Here is a 22,425-nt window from a genome sequence, read left to right as displayed (position 1 = left end):
GCGAACGGCGATGGCCGGGAACCCGAATCGGGCTCCCGGCCATCGCCGTTCGCGTTCCCGCGGCGCTCTAGCTCGGGGACACCTGCGACCGGTGCAGCCGCCACCCGAGAATGAGGATCAGGCCGCGGCGGGGCGTCGTCTGCGGGTCGACGACGGGTCGCTGGGCGCGCCGCGTGCGGCGACCGAGGTCGGCGGTGCGCTGGCGGGCGATGGCCTCGTTCAGGTACGTGTTCATGGTGTCCTCCTGCACTCGTGATGCGTGAACACACAGAGCAGCAGGAGGCGCCCGTGATGCACCCGCCACGGAAACGGCCCCGAGTGCCCGGGTATGTCCGGGCGCTCGGGGCCGTCTCGACAGGGCGCGTCAGGCGCCGTGGCTCACACGTCGGCGTGCCGGGCACGTCCGAAGCAGTAGACCCCGAAGGCGATGAGACCGAGCGCGACGAGGGCGAGCAGCACCGGGCCGCCCGGGGCTCCGAGCAGATTGCGCAATGCACCGTCGAGGCCACGGGCCTCGCTGGGCTTGTGGCGCACGGCGGCGAGGACGAAGAGGCCTCCGACGATGGCCAGGGCGATGCCCTTGGCGATGTAGCCGACGCGTCCGGCCTTGACGATCCACTCGCCCGGGTGGGACTCGAGGTCCTGGAGGAACTTCTTCTTCCACCCCTTGACGACGTGGTAGACGCCGACGCCGATGACGGCGAGGCCGAGAAGGGCGACGAGCCACTGGCCGGCCGGCTGCTTCATGAGCGTCGCGGTGAAGTCGGTCGTCTGGCTCTTGCTCGACGAGCCGCTGCCGCTCGCGAACCGGAACGCGGTCCACGCCAGTGCGAGGTAGACGACGGCCTTGCCGGCCGCCTTGAGGCGGTCGCTCGTCTCCCAGCCTCCCGAGATGGCCTCCGTGATTTGCCAGAGCGCGAGGCCGAGCCACGCGATGACGGCGACCCAGAGCAGGAAGAGACCGAACCCGTTGTCGGCCATCGAGCCCAGGGCGCCGGACTGGTCGGCGCTCGTGCCCTTCGAGCCGAAGGCCAGTCGCAGGGCGATCGCGCCGATGATGATGTGGAGCACGCCGTTGACGGCGTAGCCGATGCGCGCTGCCGTCTCGAGCGCCGGGTGGTCACCCGCGCGCGCTGAGGCGGCCTTGACGTCTGTGGAGTCCATGCACGTGATCCTGTCGGTAGAGGGGTCCCCGATGGGCCACTGGGGAACATACCCACGTCGGGCAGGGAATTGGCACGTCGGACGCGGCCTTCTCGGGCGGAGGCGTCAGACGAGGCGCAGGTGTCGACGGCGGCCGCGGTGGCGCGCCGTGCGCCGGCTCCCGGTGGGGCTGGTCACCGGCTCCGGCTCGGGTTCCGGGTGCCGGAGCCGGGCGAGCTCGGCCCGGCGTTCGAGGTCGGCCTCGCGCTGGGCGAGGAGGGCGCTGACGATGTGCGGAGAGAGCATGGTGGGGATCCTTCGAGGTCGCTGTCGTGCTGACCTCTCCACCGTCGGTCTGAGGCCCGCCCCGCCACATCGGAAGGATGGCGTATGCCGTCCCTCCGGGTGCCTCAGATCCGTGGCGGTCCCGCTCGAACCCCGCTCAGGCGAGGTCGAGCACGCGGCGGATCTCGGGCCACGCGCGTTCGCCGAGCTCGCGGTCGGCCGCCTCGGTGCCGCCCCGGGCCATCCGCTGGCCGCCGCCGGGGACGGGCTCACCCGGCAGGACGACGCGGTGCCCGGCCCGGGGGTGGGTCACGAGCGTCGTGGGCAGGTCGAGGGCGCGTCGCCGGGCCTGCACGGCCTCGGCGTAGGTCACCGACGGCCAGACCTGGTCGTCACCGCCGGCCACGAGCAGCACGTCGCCGAAGAAGCGCTCGACGGGGATGGTCGCGGCCGCGACCCGGTCGGCGGCGGCGCGGAGGCTCTGGGCGTAGACGGGGGTGAAGGCCGGAGGGTCGCCGACGGGCTCGGCCGTGTCGTCGTAGGGCACGAACGGGAGCGGCTCACCGGCCCGCGACCACGACGAGTGCTGCGGGCGCAGCTCGCCGTCCGGTCCGGCACCGACGTTGGCCCACACGACGTGGCTCGGCGCGAGCGCGACGACGGCGTCGACGGCCGGGTCGTCGGCGGCATACGCGAGGAAGGCCTCGGCCGTCTTCGAGACGCCCACGAGCACGACGCGGTCACAGCGCTTGCCGAGCGAGGCGACGGCCGGTGCGAAGGCCTCGAGGGGGTACTCCCAGATGCCGGCCGGCTGCCCCTCGCCGCCGAACCAGCGGTAGGTCAGGGCGGCGGTGACGCCGGCGCCGGCGAGCAGCCGCGCTCGGTCGCGCTCGACACGGCCGCTCGATCCCGACAGCACGAGCACCCCCGTGCCGTTGCCGCCGTCGGCAGGGGAGACGAGGACGCCGTCGTGGTCGTAGGGGTGTGCGCGCAGGGTCACGGGTCAGCCGCCGAGGCGCTCGAAGGCCGTCACGGTGAGGACGGCGGCGCCGGCCTCGTCGCTCGCCGCGAGGTCGACGAAGGCCGTGATGCCCCAGTCCTGGTCGTCGTCGGGGTCGACGACGACCTGGCGCAGCCGCCACTCCGTGGGCGTGCGCTCGACCTGGAGCAGCGCCGGTGAGCGGGCCCCCTGGTCGGTCGCGATGGCGTCGTGGTCGTCGTAGTAGGCGCCGAGCGCGTCGTTCCACGCCTGCGCGTCCATGACGACCTTCTGCGGTGGGTCGGTGAGCTCGGCGACGCGGGCCTCGAGGTCGCCGAGCGCTTCCCACTCGTCGCGGGACGCGAGCTCGACCCGGTGGAACATCGCGTTGCGGATCATCACGGTGAACGCCCGCTCGTTCCCGGTGATCGGCCGCGCCGGCGGGGCGATGTCGGTCTGGGCGAGCACGGCGTCGCTCGGGTTGACGAGGTCCTCCCACTCGTCGAGCAGGCTGGAGTCGGTCTGGCGCACGAGCTCGCCGAGCCACTCGATGACGTCCTCGAGCTCCTCGGTGCGGTTGCCCTCGGGGATGGTGTGGCGCAGGGTGCGGTAGGCGTCGGTGAGGTAGCGCAGGACGAGCCCCTCGGACCGGGACAGGCCGTAGTAGGAGACGAACTCGTTGAACGTCATGCCGCGCTCGTACATCTCGCGGACGACGGACTTCGGCGAGAGGGCGTCCTGCGAGATCCACGGGTGGCTCTGCCGGTAGGCCGTGAGGGTCACCTCGAGCAGCTCGGCGAGCGGCTTGGGCCAGGAGACCTCCTCGAGGCGCTCCATCCGCTCCTCGTACTCGACGCCGTCGAGCTTCATCGCCGCGACGGCCTCGCCGCGCGCCTTGAACTCCTGCGCCCACAGCACCTGCCGCGGGTCCTCGAGGATCGCCTCGATGACCGAGACGAGGTCCTTGGCGTAGGTGTCGCTCTCGGGGTCGAGGGTGTCCATGACGGCGAGCGCGAAGGGGGCGAGCGGCTGGTTGAGGGCGAAGTCGCGCTGGAGGTCGATCGTCAGGGCGTGCCGACGGCCGGAGTCCTCGGCCGACGCCAGTCGCTCGACGACACCGGACGTGATGAGCTCCTTGGCGAGCACGAGCGCGTGCCGCTGGAGACGCCGCTGGTCCTTGGCCTCGTGGTGGTTGTCGGAGAGCAGACGCGCGGCGTGGGCGACCGGGTTGCCTTCTCGCGCCAGGATGTTGACGAGCATCGAGTGCGAGACCTTCATCCGCGGCTGCAGCGGCTCGGGCTCGGCGACGATGAGCCGCTCGAACGTCTCCTCCGACCAGTTGACGAAGCCGTCGGGCGCCTTCTTGCGCTGGATCTTCTTCTGCTTCTTGGGGTCGTCGCCGGCCTTCTCGACGGCGCGGAGGTTCTCGACGACGTGGTCGGGGGCCTGGGCGACGACCCAGCCGCGCGCGTCGAAGCCGGCCCGGCCGGCCCGGCCGACGATCTGGTGGAACTCACGCGCCTTGAGCAGGCGCTGCTTCGTGCCGTCGAACTTCGTCAGCCCGGTGAGCAGCACGGTGCGGATCGGCACGTTGATGCCGACGCCGAGCGTGTCGGTGCCACAGATGACCTTGAGGAGGCCGTCCTGCGCGAGCTGCTCGACGAGGCGGCGGTACTTCGGCAGCATGCCCGCGTGGTGCACTCCGATGCCGTGCCGGACGAGGCGGGAGAGAGTGCGTCCGAAGCCCGCCCCGAACCGGAAGCCACCGATGCGCGCGGCGATCGCCTCGCGCTCCTCGCGCGTCGTGATCTTGACGGCCATGAGGCTCTGGGCGCGCTCGAGCGCGGCCGCCTGCGTGAAGTGGACGACGTAGACGGGCGCGCGGTCCTTCTCGAGGAGCTCCTCGATGGTCTCGTGGAGGGGGGTGACGGCATACGAGAACTCAAGGGGGACGGGACGCTCGGTGCCGCTGATGACGGCCGTGGAGCGGCCGGTGCGCCGGGTCAGGTCGTCCCTGAACATCGTGACGTCGCCGAGCGTCGCCGACATGAGGACGAACTGTGCCTGAGGCAGCTCGATGATCGGCACCTGCCACGCCCACCCGCGGTCGGGCTCGGAGTAGAAGTGGAACTCGTCCATGACGACCAGACCGACGTCAGCCGAGCTGCCCTCTCGCAGAGCGAGGTTCGCGAGGATCTCGGCGGTGCAGCAGATGATCGGGGCGTCGGCGTTGACCGACGCGTCGCCGGTGATCATGCCGACGTTGTCGGCGCCGAACTGCTCGCAGAGGGCGAAGAACTTCTCGGAGACGAGCGCCTTGATGGGTGCCGTGTAGAAGGAGACGCGGTCGTCGGCGAGGGCGGTGAGGTGGGCCGCCGTCGCGACGAGCGACTTCCCCGAGCCGGTCGGCGTCGCCAGGATGAGGTTGCTGCCGCTGAGGATCTCGAGGAACGCCTCCTCCTGGTGCGGGTAGAGGGTCAGGCCACGCTCGGTCGTCCACTCGGTGAAGACCTCGTAGAGGCCGTCGGGATCGGGGTCCCGCGGGATGCGCTCGCTGAGGTTCTTCGTCACCACGTGAGTATGCCGCCGGGCCGGGACGTGTGCCGAATCGTCGGTATGCACCGGGCCGGTGGTGTCGCGCCCTTGGGAACGAGCTGCCGCCGCGCCCCGGCTGACGTCCGGCTGGTCAGGTATCCCGGTCCGAGCGAACTGAGCGGGCGAGAGCAGCGGCCTCGCCACGGTTGCTCACGCCGAGCTTGGCGATCACGTTGCCGACGTGCACGCTGGCGGTCTTCTCGGTGATGAACAGGGCGGAGGCGATGGCTCGGTTCGTCGCTCCGCGAGCGACGTGGTCGAGCACCTCGCGCTCGCGCGGCGTCAGCCGGTCGAGGGGTCCGGGTTCGTCGACGTCGAGCGGCAGTGGCACCCGGAACCGCCTTGCCGCCACCGCGGCCTGGCTCTCGAGCCAGCGGGATCCCATCTCGTGGGCCTCGTGCCAGACTGCGGAGAGCATGGCCTTGCCCTCGTCGCGTTCTCCGTGTGCCAGCTGTGCGCGTGCCAGCTCGAGGCGTGGGCGGAGCGAGGTGTAGCGGCCGAAGGGGAACGCGAGATCGACGGCGGCGTGCCACTGGGGGATGGCCGACTGCCCTGACAGCTGGGCCTCGAGGGCCTCGGCGATGGCCAGGTGCATCCCGTCCCAGGTGCGCCCCCATTCGGGGGTGACACGCCGCCGGGCGAAGTCCAGCGACACGGCGGCCGCCGCGGCGAGCGGCTGGGCCGGGCGTGCCGCGGAGGGGCCGGCGAGAACGAGCGCCCGGTAGGCGTAGTCGGCGGCGAGGGCGTGCTCCAGGGGAGAGTCCCGAGGGGCGACCTCCTGCATCAAGGCCTCGGCCGCGTCCAGGGCGCGCTCCGGATCCGACAGGCCCTCGCAGATCTCGATGAGACGCGGAGAGTGGTTGACGCCCGGCGCGTTGGAGCCGTCGGCGAACGCCTCCTCCTCAACGGCGAGCGCGCCTCGCATGTCGCCACGGGCCACGAACAGGACCGCCCTGTTCCACCGCAGTCGGAACTCGACCCTGGCGGGGACGCAGTAGGTCTCGTAGAGGGCCTCTGCTTCTGAGATGCGTCCCTGCTGGACCAGGATCTCCAGCTCCTGCTCGGCGCCGAAGGCCACGTACCTCGGCAGTCCGGCTCGCTCGGCCCTCTCGCGGACCTGACGAGAGATCTGGACCGCCTCGTCGACCGAGCCGTACAGCCAGAGGTAGAAGGCGAGCTCGCCCGAGGCCTCGAGGGCGGCGCCCAGCTCGTCGGACCGCTCGGCTTCGCGCACGGCCTCCCGGTACACCTCCAGCGCCTCGCCGCAGCGGCCGAGGAGCCAGAGCGGCTCGGCCAGCTCCCACAGGGCCTGGGTGACGAGATCGTCCGCTCCGATCGCCCGAGCGACGTCGAGGGCCCGGGTCGCGAAGTCGACTGCCTCCGTGTACCGGCCGACTCGACACGCGTGGAACGTGGACGCAATGAGCGCGTCCGCGAGCTCGCGGGTCGCCGTCGTCCCGGCCAGCGCGATGGCGCGATCGAGGGACTCTCGTCGACTCGGAAGCCCCGGCACTTCGCCCCAGTTGGCCCCGACGGCGGTGTGGACGCGGCATGCCGCCAGGGGGTCACCGTCGGGGTCGAGCAGGTCGACCGCCAGGCGCAGCAGGTCGTGCACCCGGTCACGGACCCCCTCGTTGGCCAGGACGCGGGCCGCCAGGCGCGGGAGGTCGGCCTTGGAGAGGCCGGTGCGCTCAGCGGCATCCGGAACGCGGTCCCAGAGGTAGAAGGCGTGTTCGAAATGGTCGGCTGCTGCGGCAGAGCCGTACTGCTTGCCGGCCACGCCGGCCCACACCGAGGCCGCGAGGGCGAGGGGCCAGTCACCCGCGCCCATCGCGTGCAGGGCCAGGGACGCTCCGTACCGCCAGCGCTGCTCGGTCGACCCGGACTCGACGCGGCCTCGAAGGGCCCGGGCGTAGGCGGCGTGCATCTCGACGATCTCCCCGGGGAGCAGGTCGTCGTGCACGGACTCCCGGAGCAGTGCGTGACGGAAGTCGTACCTGTTCCCGTGACGGACGACGACGTTGCGCTCGAGCATCTCGTGGATCGCCTGGGCAAACGCGGCGGATGCGAGCCCAGCCGCCTCCTCGAGGACCTCGAGGTCGATGCGGCTGCCGTCGACCGAAGCCAGGCGGCTGATCCGGACGGCGGATGACGAGAGCGTCCCGACGTGCCGCAGCAACAGGTCGTGCAGGAGCCCCGGGACACCGGGCTCGTCGGCGGACAGCAGCTCCTCGACGTAGAGGGGATTTCCGTCGGAGTGGAGCATCAGGGCGGTGAGTCTCTCGGTGTCCGGGTCGTGTCCTGACCGTCGACGGACGAGCTCGCGCACGTCGTGGGCAGCGAGCCCGGAAAGATCCATGCGCACCGCACGCGGACTCCGACTCAGCTCGACCAACGGGCCCCGGAGCGGGTGTCCGGCGGTCACGTCGTCGGCACGGAAGGTCAGGACGAGCAGCAGCGGTGCACGGCAGGTTCGCTGCGCGGCCAGCGCGAAGTCGCGTACCGAGGCGTCGGCCCAGTGGAGATCCTCGATGACGAGCACGGCCGAGCCCGCACGGCCCAGGATCTCGGTGGCTTCGACGAGAGACTCGAGTGAGGGGGACCTCGAGCTCGCCTCGGAGGCCAGCCAGGACAGGCGTGGCACCGGGGAGTCCTCGGTGCTCTGGCGGTCATGGAGGTCCCGGAGTGCCTCGACCACCGGACCGAACGGCATTCCCGTGGCCAGGTCCAGGCAGTGACCGACCGCACAGCTCAGGCCCATCGCCCGGCACCGCTCGGCAAGGACCTCGACCAGAGTCGTCTTGCCGATGCCGGCGTCACCTCCGAGGAGCAGACTCCTGATGCGAGGGGCGTCCTCATCCGCCTCGCGCACGACCTCGCCGAGCAGGACGTCGAGGGCGCGGATCTGCTCGCCCCTCCCGACGGGTGCTGTGTGCTCTGACGATGTGCCCATCCGCGACTCCGTGACCGAGGACGTCGTGGTGCCCTCCGACCCGTCTTCCAGCGTAGGAGCGGACGCGCGTCGTGTTCACAGGACGGCTGAAGCCGCGTTGTTGAGGATCAGGACGATGGTGTTGTGCACGCGCGGCAGGTGGCTGGCTGCGTACTCGTCCTTCAGCTCCCTCAGCTCCGTCAGCACGGCGGTGTCCGTGTCGAGCCGTGGTGCGAGCACGTGGAGGTGGGGTCTGGGGTCGGGAAGGGGGATCGGCATCCCGGCGGCCGACCCCGCGGCCGCGGAAACGGCCGGCAGTGAGAGGGCGGTGGCCGAGACGACGGCGACGAGTCGATGGCGAGCGGGCATGGCGTGCTCCTGGACCAGATGCGGCGGACCTTCCGCCGACCACTCCACGATCGGCCCGGGACGCACCCACCCACATCGGCACTTCTCCCAGACCTCGCACCGGTGATGCCTACGTCTCGCGCGGCCACTCTCAGCGGTCCGAACGTCCTGCTCGGTCGGGGACGAGCAGGAGGACGACGGCGCCGACGAGCGCACCGAGCACCGTCTCGAAGAGGCGGTCGCGCAGCAGCGGACCCACCGGGGCGGTGTGGACGAGCTGGCCCATCATCAGGGCGAGCGGGGTGATGAAGAGGAGCGCCACGGCGTAGTTGCGCCCGACGACGAGCTCGGTGAGCACCTGCAGCACGACGATGACGAGCACCGCCCAGACCCCCTGCGGTCCCCACGCGAGGATCGGCGCCGCGACCGCGAGACCGAGCACGGTGCCGACGACGCGGTGCACGCCGCGGGTGAGGCGGGACGTGAGGTCCGGACCCGAGAGGACGGTCACGGCAGCGACCATGGCCCAGTAGGGGTGCTGCCAGCGCGGGCTCCGGGTGCCTCGAGCGCGTCCCGGAAGCGCGGTGCGGGCAGCTGCGGCCGGTGCCAGCGGTCGCGGTGCCCGAGGGCCTCGACGTGGGCGATGACAAGCGACACGAGCACGCTCGCCGCGGCGACGCCGGCCGCGACCGGGACGGTCGTCGGGACGGCCGGCACCATGGCGCAGACAGCGAAGGCGAAGACGAGGAAGAGCGGCCCCGGTGGGTGCCACCGGTAGGCGTCCGAGGTGAGCGAACCGGCAGCTGCGAGGAGCGCGCCGAGGACCACGACGAGCCAGCGCGAGGCTGGTGCGAGCGACACGACGACGCCGAGCGTGACTGCGAGAGTGAGGAACCCGCCGGCCACGACCTGCATCCCGGCACGTTCAGGGCGGGCGTGGTTGCGTCCGTAGAGCGAGGTGAAGGCACCGAAGGCGGCATACGGCGTCCACTCGACGCGACCCACCAGCACGAGCACGAGCAGCGGCACGAGGACCGACAGCCCGGCGCGGAGCGCGACCCGGTGGGCGCCGCCGTGCGGTCCCCACCGCAGCAGTCCCTGCCAGGGCGGTCGGGGTGGGGGCTGGTTCATCGGACTCCACTCTAGGACTCGCCCGGATCCGGGTAGGACTACCCATCGACGCGGCCCACCCGGAGGGCGCAGAATCGCGCTGACCGGGCACGCAGCCCGGTCTCTCCAGGGGAAACAGGGGAACACCACATGAAGAAGCCAGCAGTCGCCGCTGCCCTCGCGGCCGCAGCGGTCGCCCTCAGCGGAGCGCTCGCGAGCGCGCCCGCGCAGGCCGTCACGACGGGCGCGAGCGCCCGCAACGTCATCGCCAAGGACTTCCCGGACCCGGGCTTCGCGAAGTTCACGACGCGCGCCCAGGGCACGAAGTACTACCTCTACGCGACGGGCGGCGGCTTCCGGGTCGCTCGCTCGGCCTCGCCCGGCTCGGGCTTCGCGGTCGTGGGCAACTCGATGAACGCCCGTCCGGCCTGGACCTTCGAGGCGACCGACAGCTCGCCTGCGCAGCTGTGGGCCCCGCACGTCTTCCAGACCGCGACGACGCCCGGCTCCGAGCGCTTCACGATGTACTTCGCCGCCCGCCGCGAGGCCCCCGGCACGGCGAACCACAACAAGCACTGCATCGGCGCCGCGCGCTCGTCGTCGCCCACGGGTCCGTTCAGCCCGGTCTCGACGCCCCTCATCTGCCCGCCCGCCGGCTACTCCGAGGCCATCGACCCTGTCGAGTACCGCACCCGCTACGGCAACCGCTACCTCGTCTTCAAGATCGGCAACTACAGCCCGCGCCGCTTCCAGATCATGGCCGTGCGCGTCGACAACTCGGCCGGCACGACGCTGGCCGGCTCGCCGAAGGTCGTCCTCAACGCGAGCCGCATCGGCTCGGCCGTCGCGGAGGCGCCCGACGTCTACCGCGACGCCGCCGGCAAGGTGCACCTCTTCGTCTCGCGCAACGGCTACAAGGACTGCAACTACGCCACGCAGGTCTGGTCGGGCAACGACCTCTTCGCCCTCGGCAACCCGCGCTGGGTCGGCGGCATGGGCATCTCGACGACCGACCGCTTCTGCGGCCCCGGCGGCGCCGAGGTGATCAACGACGGTGGCGTGCTCCGCGTCGCCTTCCACGTGCGCAAGAGCTACGACCCGCTCGTCCGGCCGGCGTGGACCGGGGTCCTCAAGTGGAGCGGCGGCAACCCGTACCTCTCCTGACGCGACGGACAGAGTTCACCACGCCCATTTGGTCGCCGGCGTGTCTAAGGTGGGTTTCGACCCCGTGTCTTGTGGGAATGAAGAGATTCGAGAGGTCGTGACACTCCGGCCGGCGTGCCCGCACGCCGCGAAAGGTGGCGTTCGATGGAGGCGAAGAAGACGTTCCTGTCTTGGCCGGTGATCCGGCAGGCGCGGTCCGGGGACTTTCTCGGACGCGGTCCGGCGGTGACGTCCGAGCGCACCCGCGGTCTGCAGCCCCGCACCTCGACGGCCGACCGCGTCGTGCAGAGCGTCTGCCCGTACTGCGCTGTGGGCTGCGGCCAGAAGGTGTATGTCAAGGACGAAAGGGTCGTGCAGATCGAGGGCGACCCGGACTCGCCGGTGTCGCGGGGCCGCTTGTGCCCCAAGGGTTCCGCGAGCGAACAGCTTGTCAACAACCCCGGGCGGGTGCGCCACGTGCTCTACCGGCGGCCGGGTGGCACCGACTGGGAGCCCATGTCGCGCACCACAGCCGTCGAGATGATCGCGCAGCGCTTCGTCGAGAGCCGCCGCTCCGGCTGGCAGGACACCGACGAACACGGCCGTCCGCTCCGGCGGACCATGGGCATCGCCTCGCTCGGTGGCGCGACGCTCGACAACGAGGAGAACTACCTCATCAAGAAGCTGTTCACCGCAGCGGGCGCCATCCAGATCGAGAACCAAGCGCGTATTTGACACTCTTCCACGGTCCCCAGTCTGGGGTCCTCGTTCGGACGCGGCGGCGCCACGCAGTACGTGCAGGACCTGTCCAACTCGGACTGCATCGTCATCCAGGGCTCGAACATGGCTGAGTGCCATCCGGTCGCTTACCAGTGGGTGACCGAGGCGCGCCTCAAGGGGGCGAAGGTCATTCACGTCGACCCGCGCTTCACACGTACGTCGGCGACGTCCGACAAGCACATCCCGATCCGCGCGGGCAGCGACGTCGTGCTGCTCGGTGCGCTCATCAACCACATCCTCGCCAAGGAGCTGTACTTCGAGGAGTACGTCGTCGCGTACACCAACGCCGCCACGCTCATCAGTGATGAGTTCCAGGACACCGAGGAGCTCGACGGCCTCTTCTCCGGCTACGACGACGAGAAGGGGGCGTACGCGCCGGACACCTGGGCCTACGCGACCGCGGACGAGGGCGGCGACGACCCGTCGCCGGGCACCATCGGTGGGCCTGCGGCTGGCCACGAGAGCGGTGGGGGCCACGAGCACGGGCACAGCAAATCCGAGCGCGCGGCCGGTGACGAGCACGGTTCCGGCGGGCCCGCCCTCGAGCACGCCAGGGTGCTGCGCGACGAGACCCTTCAGGACCCGAGGTGCGTCTTCCAGATCCTCAAGCGGCACTACGCGCGCTACACCCCCGAGATGGTCGCCGAGACGTGCGGCATCAGCGTCGACGACTTCCACTACCTGGCGAAGGCGGTCACCGAGAACAGCGGCCGAGAGCGCACCACCGCGTTCGTCTACGCCGTCGGCTGGACCCAGCACACGCTGGGCGCGCAGTTCATCCGTACGGCCGCGATCATCCAGCTGCTCCTCGGGAACATGGGACGCCCGGGCGGCGGGGTCATGGCGCTGCGCGGCCACGCGAGCATCCAGGGATCGACCGACATCCCGACGCTGTACAACATCCTGCCGGGCTACCTCGCGATGCCGGTCGCGGGCCTGCACGACACGTGGGACGACTACATCGGGGCGATCGGCAGCAAGGAGCAGAAGGGCTTCTGGGCGAACGCCGACACGTATGCCGTGAGCCTGATGAAAGCCTGGTGGGGAGACGCGTCCACGGCCGAGAACGACTGGGCCTTCGACTACCTTCCGCGTCTCTCCGGCGCGCACGGCACGTACCAGACGACGATGGCGATGCTCGAGGACCAGGTCGAGGGCTACTTCCTCCTCGGCCAGAACCCGGCTGTCGGGTCCGCGCACGGACGCATGCAGCGCCAGGCGATGTCGCACCTCAAGTGGCTCGTCGTGCGCGACTTCGCGATGATCGAGTCGGCGACCTTCTGGAAGGACGGCCCCGAGATCGCCACGGGCGAGCTGCGGCCCGAGGACGTCCAGACCGAGGTGTTCTTCCTGCCTGCGGCGGCCCACACGGAGAAGTCGGGCTCGTTCACCCAGACCCAGCGGATGCTGCAGTGGCACCACAAGGCGGTTGCCCCGCCCGGCGACGCCCAGAGCGAGCTCGAGTTCTTCTACGAGCTGGGCCGGCGCGTCCGCGAGCTCCTCGCCGACTCGACCGACCCGCGAGACCGGCCGCTCCTCGACCTCACGTGGGACTACCCCCTCGGCACCGACGGCGAGATCGACGCCGAGGCCGTGCTCGCCGAGGTCAACGGTCGGCACCGAACGGGGGAGAAGGCCGGCCAGCCACTGTCGTCGTACACCGAGATGAAGGCCGACGGCTCGACAGAGGGCGGCTGCTGGATCTACACCGGGGTGTATGCCGACGGCAAGAACCAGGCAGCCAACCGGCGTCCGGGCCGCGAGCAGGACCTCACCGCGCTCGACTGGGGCTGGGCCTGGCCCGCCAACCGGCGCATCCTCTACAACCGTGCCTCGGCCGACCCCGACGGCAACCCGTGGAGCGAGCGCAAGAAGTACGTCTGGTGGGACGTAGACGAGCAGAAATGGACCGGACACGACGTGCCCGACTTCCCGCCGACGAAGGCGCCGAGCTTCCGCCCGGAGCCCGGCACCGGCGGCCCCGACGGCTTGGCCGGCGACGACCCGTTCATCATGCAGGCGGACGGCAAGGGCTGGCTCTACACGCCCAAGGGCATGCTCGACGGGCCGCTGCCGACGCACTACGAGCCGCAGGAGTCCCCTGTCCAGAACCCGCTCTATACGCAGCAGTCCAATCCCGCTCGCAAGGTCTTCCCACGCAAGGACAATCTGTGGAGCCCGTCCGGCGATCAGCCGGGTGCCGACGTCTACCCGTACGTCTTCACCACCTACCGGCTGACCGAGCACCACACGGCGGGCGGGATGAGCCGCTTCCTGCCCTACCTGTCGGAGCTGCAGCCGGAGTTCTTCTGCGAGGTCTCGCCTGAGCTCGCCGAGGAACGTGGTCTCGAGCCCGGCGGCTGGGCCACGATCGTCTCGGCCCGCGCGGCCGTGGAGGCGCGTGTGCTCGTCACCGAACGGATGAGACCGCTCATCATCCGCGGCCGCACCGTCCACCAGGTCGGCCTGCCCTACCACTGGGGCGTCGGCAGCGCCGCCGTCGTCAGCGGTGACGCCGCCAACGACCTGCTCGGTGTCGCCCTCGACCCGAATGTGCAGATCCAAGAGAGCAAAGCCGGCTCGTGCGACATCGTGCCGGGGCGCCGACCGACCGGTGAGGCCCTGCTGCGCTACATCGCGGAGTACCAGTCCCGTGCCGGCTCGACGGTCATGACGAGCAACGAGCTGCGCACCGGTCATCCCCGGTCCGTCCCTGATCCGGCCCCCGACCCGGCTCCCGACCAGAAGGAGGGCTGAGGCGTGGCGTTCTGGCGCAATCAGCTGTCCGGCCCCACCGATCCGGCGAGCGACGCGGCGTGGGCACGGGTGGAGCCCCGCAAGGGCTTCTTCACCGACACCTCGATCTGCATCGGGTGCAAGGCCTGCGAGGTGGCCTGCAAGGAGTGGAACGGCATCCCGGAGGACGGCCTCGACCTGCTCAACCAGTCCTACGACAACACCGGTGCCCTCGGCGCCAGCACGTGGCGCCACGTCGCCTTCGTGGAGCAGGACAGCCACCGCATCGAGCAGGCGCGCGAGTCGGGGCGTCGTCTCGTCCAGCTCGGCATGCCGACCGTCCGCGACGGTTCGGCGACGGGGACGGCCACGGCGACGGCCACGGCCGAAGCGCCCGGTGACGTCCGGTCCGGCGCGGCCGCCGCGCCCGGACCCACCGACACCGCTGTACCGGACCTGCGCTGGCTCATGGCATCTGACGTGTGCAAGCACTGCACGCACGCCGCGTGCCTCGACGTGTGTCCGACGGGGTCGCTCTTCCGTACCGAGTTCGGCACCGTCGTCGTGCAGGACGACGTGTGCAACGGGTGCGGCTACTGCGTCGCAGCCTGCCCCTTCGGGGTCATCGAGCGGCGGCGCGGCGACGAGGGCCACGAAGGCGGACGCGAGTCGCACGGCATCAGCATCAACTCCGGGGGCGCCGACCCCACCCAGAACGGCGAGGTCAAGAACGTCGGCATCGCCCAGAAGTGCACGCTCTGCTACGACCGCCTCGGTGAGGGGCAGACCCCCGCGTGCGCCCAGGCCTGCCCGACGACGTCGATCAAGTTCGGTGACCTGGCCGACATGCGGGCCACCGCCCAGGCCCGCGTCGCGGAGCTGCACGAGCTCGGCTACACCGAGGCCCGGCTCTACGGCACGGACGAGAACGACGGCGTCGGGGGCACGGGGTCGGTCTTCCTCCTGCTCGACGAGCCGGAGGTCTACGGCCTCCCGCCGGACCCGCGCGTCACCACGGCCGACCTGCCCGACATGTTCCGCAAGGCCGGCCTCGCGGGGCTCGCCATGCTGGGCATGGCTGCCGCCGCCTTCGTCGGGAGGAAGCGATGACGACCAACCCCTTCGACGCCGACCGCCCGCCGGAGCGCGAGCGGCGCCGAGGCGACGCGAGCCACGGGAACGCGCGCGACGCCGCCAAGCAGGCGGGGAGCAACGGTGGGCGGCGTCGCCGCGACGAGTCGCTCATGGTGCCCGACGTCTCGTTCGACAGCTACTACGGCCGGCACATCGTCAAGCCCGCGCCGTGGGAGAAGGAGGTGGCGGCGTACCTCTTCCTCGGTGGCATCGCAGGCGGGTCGGGGCTGCTCGCGGCCGGAGGCAAGGCACTGGGCTACCCGGCGCTGCGTCGGGCAGGGCGGGTGGCTGCGGTCGGTGCCGCGGCCCTCGGTGGCGCGGCCCTCGCCAAGGACCTCGGCAAGCCGAGCCGCGCCCTCAACATGATGCGCACCGTCAAGCTCACCTCGCCGATGTCGGTCGGGTCGTGGATCCTCACCGCCTTCGGAGGGTTCTCCGGACTCGCCCTCGCGTCGGAGCTCGGGCAGGCGCTTCTCGACCGTCGTTCCAGCACGGGCCGGCCCGGCACGGCGCTGGCTCGGGTCGCCCGGGTGCTCGAGATCGCCGACGGACCGGCGACGGTGGGCTCGGCCCTCTTCGCGCCCCCGCTCGCGGCCTACACCGCCGTGCTGCTGGCCGACACCGCCACACCGACCTGGCACGAGTCCTACCGTGAGCTGCCCTTCGTCTTCGTCAGCTCTGCGAACGCGGCTGCGGCGGGGCTCGCCCTGCTCACCGTCCCGGTCGGGCAGAACGGACCCGCGCGCCGGCTCGCTGCCGTGAGCGCTCTCGTGGAGACCGTGGCGTTCGAGCGGATGCAGGACCAGCTCGGTCCGACGCTCTCGGAGCCCTTGCGCACCGGCAAGGCCGCCCGCCTGCTCAGGGCGAGCAAGGCGCTCACGATCGTCGGGGCGGCGGGGGCCGTGACCGTCGGGCGCACCCGCGTCGGCGCCGCCCTGAGCGGCCTGGCCCTCATGGCCGGTTCCGCGTGCACGCGATTCGGCGTCTTCGAGGCGGGTATGGCGTCTGCAATCGACCCGAAGTACACCGTCGAGCCACAGCGCGAGCGCCTCGAGGCGCGCCGGGCGAAAGGCATCGTCGACGACTCCATCACCACGGCGCGCTGAGGCGCCACCCCCGACGACGCAACGACGCGCCGCCGGACGACCGGAAGGGGAAGTGCCGTGAGCAGGACCGACACAGGGCCGGAGATCACCGGCCGAGGCGCGAACCGGTGGTTGATCCTCGTGTGCGCGGTCCTCGTGCAGCTGTCCATCGGCTCCGTCTACGCGTGGAGCGTCTTCGCCAAGGCGCTGCAGAGCGACGCGGCGTTCGGGTGGTCCAAGTCCAAGGCTGCCGTCCCGTTCAGCGTCGTCATCGGGATGATCTTCATCGGCAGCTACGTCGGCGGTCGTCTCCAGGACGCGCGCGGCCCCCGCCTCGTGGCCATGACGGGCGGCGTCATCTACGCGGTCGGGGTCATCCTCGCGTCGTTCGCCCAGTCGCCCGACGCCTTCTGGCTGCTGGTGCTCGGCTACGGCGTCCTCGGAGGGTTCGGGCTCGGCATGGTCTACATCGTCCCGATCGCCATGCTGCAGAAGTGGTTCCCCGACAAGCCGGGACTCATCACCGGTCTTGCCGTCGCCGGCTTCGGCTTCGGCGCCGTCGTCACCGCCCCCGTGGGCCAGGCGCTCATCGACCAGTCCCCGAGCGTGCCCACCAAGGCGTTCCTGTGGCTCGGCATCGGCTACCTCGTCATCTTGCTCGTCTGCACGTCGGTCTTCCGCAACCCTGCCGTCGTGCCGGACGCGACCGCAGGGGCGGCCACGGCCGCCGGCAAGGCCGACAGCGGCGCGGCGGTGTCGCGTGACTTCACGCAGAGCGAGGCCCTGCACACGAAGCAGTGGTACCTGCTCACCGCGATCCTCACGATGAGCGTCACGGCGGGGATCTCGCTCATCGCCGTCGCGGCCGGCACGGCCAGTGACGTCGCCGGCTACACCGCCACGGCCGCGGCTGCCCTCGTCGGCGTCCTCGGCCTCTTCAACGGCGCGGGCCGCATCTTCTGGGGCTGGCTGTCCGACCTCGTCGGCAAGATGCCGGCCTTCCTCGGCATCCTCGGCGTCCAGGGCGTGTGCCTGCTGCTCATCCCCCACGCCGCCAACAAGGCCCTCTTCGCCGTGCTCGCCGCGCTCGTCTACCTCTGCTACGGCGGGGCTTTCGGCACCATGCCGTCGACCGCGGGCGCGTTCTTCGGCGTGCGCAACGTCGGCGCGATCTACGGCCTGATGCTCATCGGGTGGAGCATCGGTGGGGTCGTCGGCCCGCTGCTCATCGCCTCCCTCATCGGCAGCGAGAAGGCGTACAACCTCGGCTTCACGGTCATCGGCATCATCACCCTCGTCGCGCTGGTGCTCCCGCTCATCACGAAGAAGCCGAGGCGCGACGCAGTCGGCGCGGCCGGCACCCGTGACACCCGCGGCAGCCGGGGCACCACGGGCACGGCGGACACCGCGGACACCGCTCCGCGCTGAGGTCGGCTCACTCTCGAACGTCGGCGGGGCCGGCCGCGAGCGGCAGGCCGGAGGCCAGCCACGCCTCCACCCCGCCGACGACGTCGGTAGACCGAGCGAGTCCGATGCGGCGCAGCGACTCCGCCGCGAAGGAGCTGCTGTAGCCCTGGCGGCAGATGACCACGACCCGGAGGTCCGGACCGCACACCTCGGGCACCCGTGACGGGCTCGTGGGGTCGAGTCGCCACTCGAGGACGGTGCGGTCGATGACGAGTGCGCCCGGCAGGTCCCCCTGTCGGGCGCGCTGGGCTGCCGTGCGCGTGTCGACGAGCAGGGCGCCCGTGCGCATCTCGGCCCACGCCTGCTCGGGCTACAACCGCTCCACCCCCTCGCGGGCCTGGGCGAGGACCTCGTCGACGCGGGTCATCGCACGATGAGCACGTGGTCGCCGCGCGGGACGAGCTCGCCGACCACACGGCCCCCGGGCACCTCGCCTGCGACGAGGAGGCCGCCACTGGTCTGGGCGTCGGCGAGCAGCACGAGCTCGTCGTCACCCACGGACGCGTGGAGGTGCGGACGCACCCAGTCGAGGTTGCGACGGCTGCCACCGGGGACGAAACCTGCGGCAAGACTCTCTCGGGCCCCGTCGAGGTAGGGAACCGAGGCCGCATCGACGACCGCCGACACCCCCGAGGCGCGGGCCATCTTGTAGAGGTGGCCGAGCAGGCCGAACCCCGTCACGTCGGTGGCTGCGCGGATGCCGGCAGCAACCGCGGCGGCGCTCGCGACGTCGTTGAGCGTCACCATCGACTCGACGGCGTGCGCGAAGACCTCACCCGTCGCCTTGTGGCGGTTGTTGAGGACGCCCACCCCGAGGGGCTTCGTCAGACTGAGCGGCAGTCCCGCGACGGCGGCATCGTTGCGGAGCAGGTGGTCCGGGTCGGCGATGCCGGTGACGGCCATGCCGTACTTGGGCTCGGGGTCGTCGATGCTGTGCCCACCGGCGACCGGGCACCCGGCGAGGCGTCCGACGTCGAGCCCACCCCGAAGGACCTCCGCGGCGAGCTCGAGCGGCAGGACGTCGCGCGGCCACCCCAGCAGGTTGACGGCCAGCACCGGGCGGCCACCCATGGCGTACACGTCGGACAGCGCGTTCGCTGCGGCGATGCGCCCCCAGTCGTAGGGGTCGTCGACGACTGGGGTGAAGAAGTCGGCCGTCGCCAGGACGGCGAGCCCACCGTCGATGCGCACCGCCGCCGCGTCGTCGCCGGAGTCGAGCCCGACCAGCAGGTCGGGGTGGCTCGTCCCGGTCAGGCCGCGCACCATCTCCTCGAGCTCGCCCGGGGGGATCTTGCAGGCGCAGCCGCCACCGTGCGCGAACTGGGTCAGCCTCACCGCTGTCACGTGCTCCACGTCAGCGCTCATACCCACACCGTAGGTCGGCGCAGCGTGCATGCGGTGTGCTGGGTACGGTGACCCGTGGAGGTGTCTGGGCACCTGGTGGTCCCCTCGGTCTTCAAAACCGGTGAGACCGAGCATCTCGGTCTGGCGGGTTCGATTCCCGTCCACCTCCGCCAAACCACTCGTGAGGAGGCCGGCGTGACGCAGAGCGACCCCCGTCGGCGGATCCCACGCACCGACGCGCTCCTCGCCGACCCGGTGCTCGCCGCCGCGGTCGAGCGGCACGGCGCCGACACGGTCAAGGCCGCCGTCCGCGCGGCGCAGGCGCAGGCGCGGGGCGGTGAGATCGCGCCCTCCCAGGTCATCGAGGCCGCACGAACGGCCCTGCCGGCGCGCCCCACGACCTTGCGCCCGCTCCTCAACGCCACCGGTGTCGTCGTGCACACGAACGTCGGTCGGGCCCCTTTGTCGGCGGCCGCGGTCGAGGCCGTGGTCGCTGCGGCCGGCTACGTCGACGTGGAGTACGACGTGACCACCGGCGCACGGGCCCGGCGCGGGCGGGGAACCCTCGCCGCTCTCCGGGACGCCGTGCCCGCAGCGGGTGACGCTCTCGTCGTCAACAACGGGGCCGCGGCGCTCGTGCTCGCCACGACCGCGCTCGCCGCTGGCCGCGAGGTCGTCGTGAGCCGCGGGGAGATGGTCGAGATCGGTGGCGGCTTCAGGCTGCCCGACCTCATCGCGTCGACGGGCGCACGCCTGCGCGAGGTGGGCACGACCAACCGCACGACGGTCGACGACTATGCAGCCGCGCTGGGCCCCGACACCGGTTGCGTCCTCAAGGTGCACCCGAGCAACTTCCGGATCGAGGGCTTCACGAGCGCCACCCCCGTCGATCAGCTGTCGCAGCTGACGACGCCCGGTGGCCTCCGTGTGCCGCTCGTCGTCGACATCGGCAGTGGCCTGCTGCGACCCGACCAGCTCCTGCCCGACGAGCCCGACGCCGCCTCCGCCATCGCGGCTGGGGCCACGATCGTCACCGCGAGCGGCGACAAGCTGCTCGGCGGCCCGCAGGCCGGTCTCGTGCTCGGCGACGCCGAGAGCGTGGAACGCCTGCGCCGCCACCCCCTGGCCCGCGCCCTCCGGGTCGACAAGCTGACCCTCGCGGCCCTCGAGGCGACCCTGCGCGGTCCGGTGCCGCCCGTCACCGCCTACCTCCACGCGGATCGTGACGACCTGCGTGCGCGCACCGAGCGCCTCGCCGAGGCGGTCGGCGGCGAGGTGGTGGTCGTGGAGGGACGCGTCGGCGGCGGCGGAGCCCCCGGCGTACCACTGCCCGGGTATGCCGTCGCCCTTCCCGAGGCGTGCGCCGAGCGCCTGCGCGTCGGTGACCCCGGGGTGGTCGCCCGGGTCGAGCGTGGCCGCTGCCTCGTCGACCTCCGTTGTGTCCCGACGGAGTCCGATGCCGATCTGGCGCGGGCAGTACGCACGGCGCTGACGCACGGCGGGTGACGTGCACGTCATCGCGACGGCCGGCCACGTCGACCACGGGAAGTCCACCCTCGTGCGCGCGCTCACGGGGATCGAACCGGACCGCTGGGCCGAGGAGCACCGCCGTGGGCTGACGATCGACCTCGGCTACGCGTGGACGACCTTGCCCTCGGGGGAGCAGGTCGCCTTCGTCGACGTGCCCGGCCACGAACGCTTCATCGGCAACATGCTGGCCGGCCTGGGGCCCGCTCCCGCAGTGCTGCTCGTCGTGGCCGCCGACGAGGGCTGGCGGCAACAGACGACCGAGCACCTCGCCGCCGTCGATGCGCTCGGCGTCACCCACGGACTCGTCGTCGTGACGCGAAGGGACCTGGCCGACCCTGCCCCGGCGCTGGCGGATGCGCTTGCACGCGTGGCACGCTCGTCGCTCGCCGGGAGCGAGGCCGTGGTGGTCTCGGCCCGCACGGGCGAGGGGCTGGCAGACCTGAGGGCGGCCATCGACTCGCTCGTCGGGGCTCTGGACCCGCCGGCGGCCGATGGCCGGTTGCGGCTGTGGATCGACCGGTCGTTCACGATCCGCGGGGCAGGCACCGTCGTCACGGGCACGTTGGGCGAAGGCACGATCCGTGCGGGTGACGAGCTGGTGCTGCACGACGCCGCTGGGCGATCGCGGCACGTCACCGTGCGCGGCCTCCAGTCGCTGGAGCGGAGCCACGACGTCGTCCCCGCCGTCGCCAGGGTGGCCGTGAACCTGCGCGGTGTGCCAGCCGAGGAGGTGCGTCGCGGCGACCTGCTCCTGGCACCGGGCGCATGGCCGACGACCGCCCAGCTCGACGTCCGGCTCACCGGTGAGGTGCCGGATCGCCTGTCGGCACACCTCATGGTCCACGTCGGCACGCACGCGGCCGAGGCGCGTGTGCGCCCCCTCGGCGGCCCGGCCGCGCGCCTCACGTTGCCGTCCTTGCTGCCCCTCGTCGCCGGCGACCGCCTCATCCTGCGTGACCCCGGCTCCCGACAGCTCCACGGCGCCCTCGTCGTCGACGCCGACCCACCACGGCTGCAACGGCGCGGCGCCGCTGCCGCTCGGGCAGACGTCGTGGCACGCCAGGGCAGTCGACCGGACCTCGGGCAGGAGGTCGGACGACGCGGTGCCATGACCGTCGAGGCCGCCCTCGCCCTCGGCAACCGGGTGCCCGGCGGCAGCCGCCCGGCGGCGTCGGTCGCCCGGCACGGGCAGTGGCTCGTGTCCGACGCAGCCTGGCGGGAGTGGGCCGATCGTCTGCGAGCAGCAGTGCAGCGCAAGGCTGCCGGCGACCCGCTCGATCCGACCCTGACGCTCGAGGCCGGTCGTGCCGCGGCGGGCGCGCCCGACCGGGCGCTCCTGGCCGACCTCACGGCATACGCAGGACTCGCGGTGCGTGACGGGCGCGTCGGCCTGCCCGGGCACTGGGAGGCGCTGCCGGAACAGGTGCAGGCCGCCCTGCGCACGTTGGAGGCCCGGCTCGGCGACGAGCCGTTCGCAGCGCCCGAGCAGCGCGAGCTGCAGGCCCTCGGTCTCGGCCGGCGCGAGGTGGCTGCGGCCGTGCGAGCCGGTCGCCTCGTGCGCCTCGACGACGACGTCGTGCTGCTGCCCACCGGTCCGGCCCGCGCGATGCGCGTGCTCGCCGGGCTGCCGCAGCCGTTCACGACGAGCGAAGCCCGGGTCGCGCTCGCCTCCACCCGGCGCACCGTCATCCCTCTGCTCGAGCACCTCGACGGCCGCGGTTGGACACGCCGTCTCGACGGCTCGCACCGCGAGGTCCGCAGGCCGGACCGGCCGGCGCCGTCGTGACTACGCTGGTCATCGTCTCGTGAAGGAG

17 protein-coding genes, 1 tRNA gene and 1 pseudogene are annotated in these 22,425 nt (G+C 71.8%); 8 read left to right on the top strand and 11 right to left on the bottom strand.

Going from position 1 to position 22,425, the window contains the following annotated elements:
• Positions 1 to 67 precede the first annotated feature (67 nt).
• From ASE25_RS22990 to ASE25_RS23605, 9 genes are all read right to left on the bottom strand, one after another.
• On the bottom strand, positions 68 to 235 hold the full coding sequence (locus ASE25_RS22990) for a hypothetical protein (RefSeq protein ID WP_156415547.1): 168 nt from the start codon (positions 233 to 235) through the stop codon (positions 68 to 70).
• A gap of 143 nt (positions 236 to 378) precedes the next feature.
• Positions 379 to 1,164 carry a DUF1206 domain-containing protein gene (locus ASE25_RS22090; protein ID WP_056775702.1) on the bottom strand — a complete coding sequence of 262 codons (786 nt, stop codon included), beginning with the start codon at positions 1,162 to 1,164 and terminating at the stop codon, positions 379 to 381.
• A 105-nt stretch (positions 1,165 to 1,269) separates the two neighbouring features.
• Complete coding sequence (locus ASE25_RS22085) at positions 1,270 to 1,449, bottom strand: hypothetical protein (protein WP_056775701.1); 180 nt, start codon at positions 1,447 to 1,449, stop codon at positions 1,270 to 1,272.
• Positions 1,450 to 1,585: 136 nt separating this feature from the next.
• Complete coding sequence (locus tag ASE25_RS22080; RefSeq protein ID WP_200959211.1) at positions 1,586 to 2,428, bottom strand: acyl-CoA thioester hydrolase/BAAT C-terminal domain-containing protein; 843 nt, start codon at positions 2,426 to 2,428, stop codon at positions 1,586 to 1,588.
• A gap of 3 nt (positions 2,429 to 2,431) precedes the next feature.
• The gene (locus ASE25_RS22075; protein WP_082623050.1) at positions 2,432 to 4,981 is read right to left on the bottom strand and encodes an RNA helicase; all 2,550 of its coding nucleotides are present in this window, start codon (positions 4,979 to 4,981) and stop codon (positions 2,432 to 2,434) included.
• 112 nt (positions 4,982 to 5,093) lie between these two features.
• The gene (locus ASE25_RS22070) at positions 5,094 to 7,955 is read right to left on the bottom strand and encodes an AAA family ATPase (RefSeq protein ID WP_056827522.1); all 2,862 of its coding nucleotides are present in this window, start codon (positions 7,953 to 7,955) and stop codon (positions 5,094 to 5,096) included.
• A gap of 75 nt (positions 7,956 to 8,030) precedes the next feature.
• A complete protein-coding gene (locus tag ASE25_RS22065; RefSeq protein ID WP_056827520.1) occupies positions 8,031 to 8,303 on the bottom strand; it encodes a hypothetical protein in 273 nt (90 codons plus the stop codon).
• A gap of 130 nt (positions 8,304 to 8,433) precedes the next feature.
• Positions 8,434 to 8,793 carry an FUSC family protein gene (locus ASE25_RS23610; protein ID WP_235508803.1) on the bottom strand — a complete coding sequence of 120 codons (360 nt, stop codon included), beginning with the start codon at positions 8,791 to 8,793 and terminating at the stop codon, positions 8,434 to 8,436.
• Positions 8,790 to 9,413 (bottom strand): hypothetical protein, encoded by a 624-nt coding sequence (locus ASE25_RS23605; RefSeq protein ID WP_056827515.1) that lies wholly within the window; start codon positions 9,411 to 9,413, stop codon positions 8,790 to 8,792. Before ASE25_RS23605 ends, ASE25_RS23610 begins: the two co-directional genes overlap by 4 nt.
• A gap of 129 nt (positions 9,414 to 9,542) precedes the next feature.
• On the opposite strand from ASE25_RS23605, the gene ASE25_RS22050 reads away from it, so the two are divergent.
• The 5 genes from ASE25_RS22050 to ASE25_RS22025 all read left to right on the top strand — a co-directional run bounded on the left by ASE25_RS22050 (position 9,543) and on the right by ASE25_RS22025 (position 17,698).
• Entirely contained in the window at positions 9,543 to 10,556 is a 1,014-nt protein-coding gene (locus tag ASE25_RS22050) for a family 43 glycosylhydrolase (RefSeq protein WP_056827513.1), read from the top strand.
• 144 nt (positions 10,557 to 10,700) lie between these two features.
• Positions 10,701 to 14,072, top strand: coding sequence for a formate dehydrogenase (gene fdh, locus ASE25_RS22040; RefSeq protein WP_082623049.1), 3,372 nt, complete (start codon positions 10,701 to 10,703; stop codon positions 14,070 to 14,072).
• Between the two features lie 3 nt (positions 14,073 to 14,075).
• Positions 14,076 to 15,161, top strand: a complete 1,086-nt coding sequence (locus tag ASE25_RS22035; protein WP_056775689.1) for a 4Fe-4S dicluster domain-containing protein — start codon at positions 14,076 to 14,078, stop codon at positions 15,159 to 15,161.
• The gene (gene nrfD / locus ASE25_RS22030) at positions 15,158 to 16,291 is read left to right on the top strand and encodes an NrfD/PsrC family molybdoenzyme membrane anchor subunit (protein ID WP_056827509.1); all 1,134 of its coding nucleotides are present in this window, start codon (positions 15,158 to 15,160) and stop codon (positions 16,289 to 16,291) included. The genes ASE25_RS22035 and nrfD overlap by 4 nt, the downstream gene beginning before the upstream one ends.
• A 57-nt stretch (positions 16,292 to 16,348) precedes the next feature.
• Positions 16,349 to 17,698: an OFA family MFS transporter gene (locus ASE25_RS22025; RefSeq protein ID WP_235508802.1), complete on the top strand. Its 1,350-nt coding sequence runs from the start codon at positions 16,349 to 16,351 to the stop codon at positions 17,696 to 17,698.
• 7 nt (positions 17,699 to 17,705) lie between these two features.
• Here the strand turns inward: ASE25_RS22025 and ASE25_RS22020 are convergent.
• Both ASE25_RS22020 and selD read right to left on the bottom strand, forming a co-directional pair.
• Positions 17,706 to 18,035: pseudogene (locus ASE25_RS22020) on the bottom strand (rhodanese-like domain-containing protein); the annotation flags it as partial.
• A gap of 65 nt (positions 18,036 to 18,100) precedes the next feature.
• A complete protein-coding gene (gene selD, locus ASE25_RS22015) occupies positions 18,101 to 19,102 on the bottom strand; it encodes a selenide, water dikinase SelD (protein ID WP_056827507.1) in 1,002 nt (333 codons plus the stop codon).
• A gap of 56 nt (positions 19,103 to 19,158) precedes the next feature.
• On the opposite strand from selD, the gene ASE25_RS22010 reads away from it, so the two are divergent.
• The 3 genes from ASE25_RS22010 (at position 19,159) to selB (ending at position 22,397) form a co-directional block, all read left to right on the top strand.
• Positions 19,159 to 19,254, top strand: a tRNA-Sec gene (locus tag ASE25_RS22010).
• Between the two features lie 22 nt (positions 19,255 to 19,276).
• The gene (gene selA, locus ASE25_RS22005; RefSeq protein WP_056827505.1) at positions 19,277 to 20,587 is read left to right on the top strand and encodes an L-seryl-tRNA(Sec) selenium transferase; all 1,311 of its coding nucleotides are present in this window, start codon (positions 19,277 to 19,279) and stop codon (positions 20,585 to 20,587) included.
• A 1-nt stretch (position 20,588) separates the two neighbouring features.
• Positions 20,589 to 22,397: a selenocysteine-specific translation elongation factor gene (gene selB, locus ASE25_RS22000; protein ID WP_056827503.1), complete on the top strand. Its 1,809-nt coding sequence runs from the start codon at positions 20,589 to 20,591 to the stop codon at positions 22,395 to 22,397.
• The last annotated feature ends 28 nt before the right edge of the window (positions 22,398 to 22,425 follow it).

Origin of the sequence: Terrabacter sp. Root85, from assembly GCF_001429185.1 — a bacterium.
In the GTDB taxonomy this organism is placed as follows: domain Bacteria; phylum Actinomycetota; class Actinomycetes; order Actinomycetales; family Dermatophilaceae; genus Terrabacter.
Note: the sequence above shows the minus strand (reverse complement) of the source record. Positions and strands in the feature narration are given on the sequence as shown.

Coding starts and splice junctions, on each gene's coding strand:
- ASE25_RS22990 (WP_156415547.1), bottom strand. CDS start 235: ATGAACACGTACCTGAACGAGGCCATCGCCCGCCAGCGCACCGCCGAC.
- ASE25_RS22090 (WP_056775702.1), bottom strand. CDS start 1,164: ATGGACTCCACAGACGTCAAGGCCGCCTCAGCGCGCGCGGGTGACCAC.
- ASE25_RS22085 (WP_056775701.1), bottom strand. CDS start 1,449: ATGCTCTCTCCGCACATCGTCAGCGCCCTCCTCGCCCAGCGCGAGGCC.
- ASE25_RS22070 (WP_056827522.1), bottom strand. CDS start 7,955: ATGGGCACATCGTCAGAGCACACAGCACCCGTCGGGAGGGGCGAGCAG.
- ASE25_RS22065 (WP_056827520.1), bottom strand. CDS start 8,303: ATGCCCGCTCGCCATCGACTCGTCGCCGTCGTCTCGGCCACCGCCCTC.
- ASE25_RS23605 (WP_056827515.1), bottom strand. CDS start 9,413: ATGAACCAGCCCCCACCCCGACCGCCCTGGCAGGGACTGCTGCGGTGG.
- ASE25_RS22050 (WP_056827513.1), top strand. CDS start 9,543: ATGAAGAAGCCAGCAGTCGCCGCTGCCCTCGCGGCCGCAGCGGTCGCC.
- nrfD (WP_056827509.1), top strand. CDS start 15,158: ATGACGACCAACCCCTTCGACGCCGACCGCCCGCCGGAGCGCGAGCGG.
- selD (WP_056827507.1), bottom strand. CDS start 19,102: ATGAGCGCTGACGTGGAGCACGTGACAGCGGTGAGGCTGACCCAGTTC.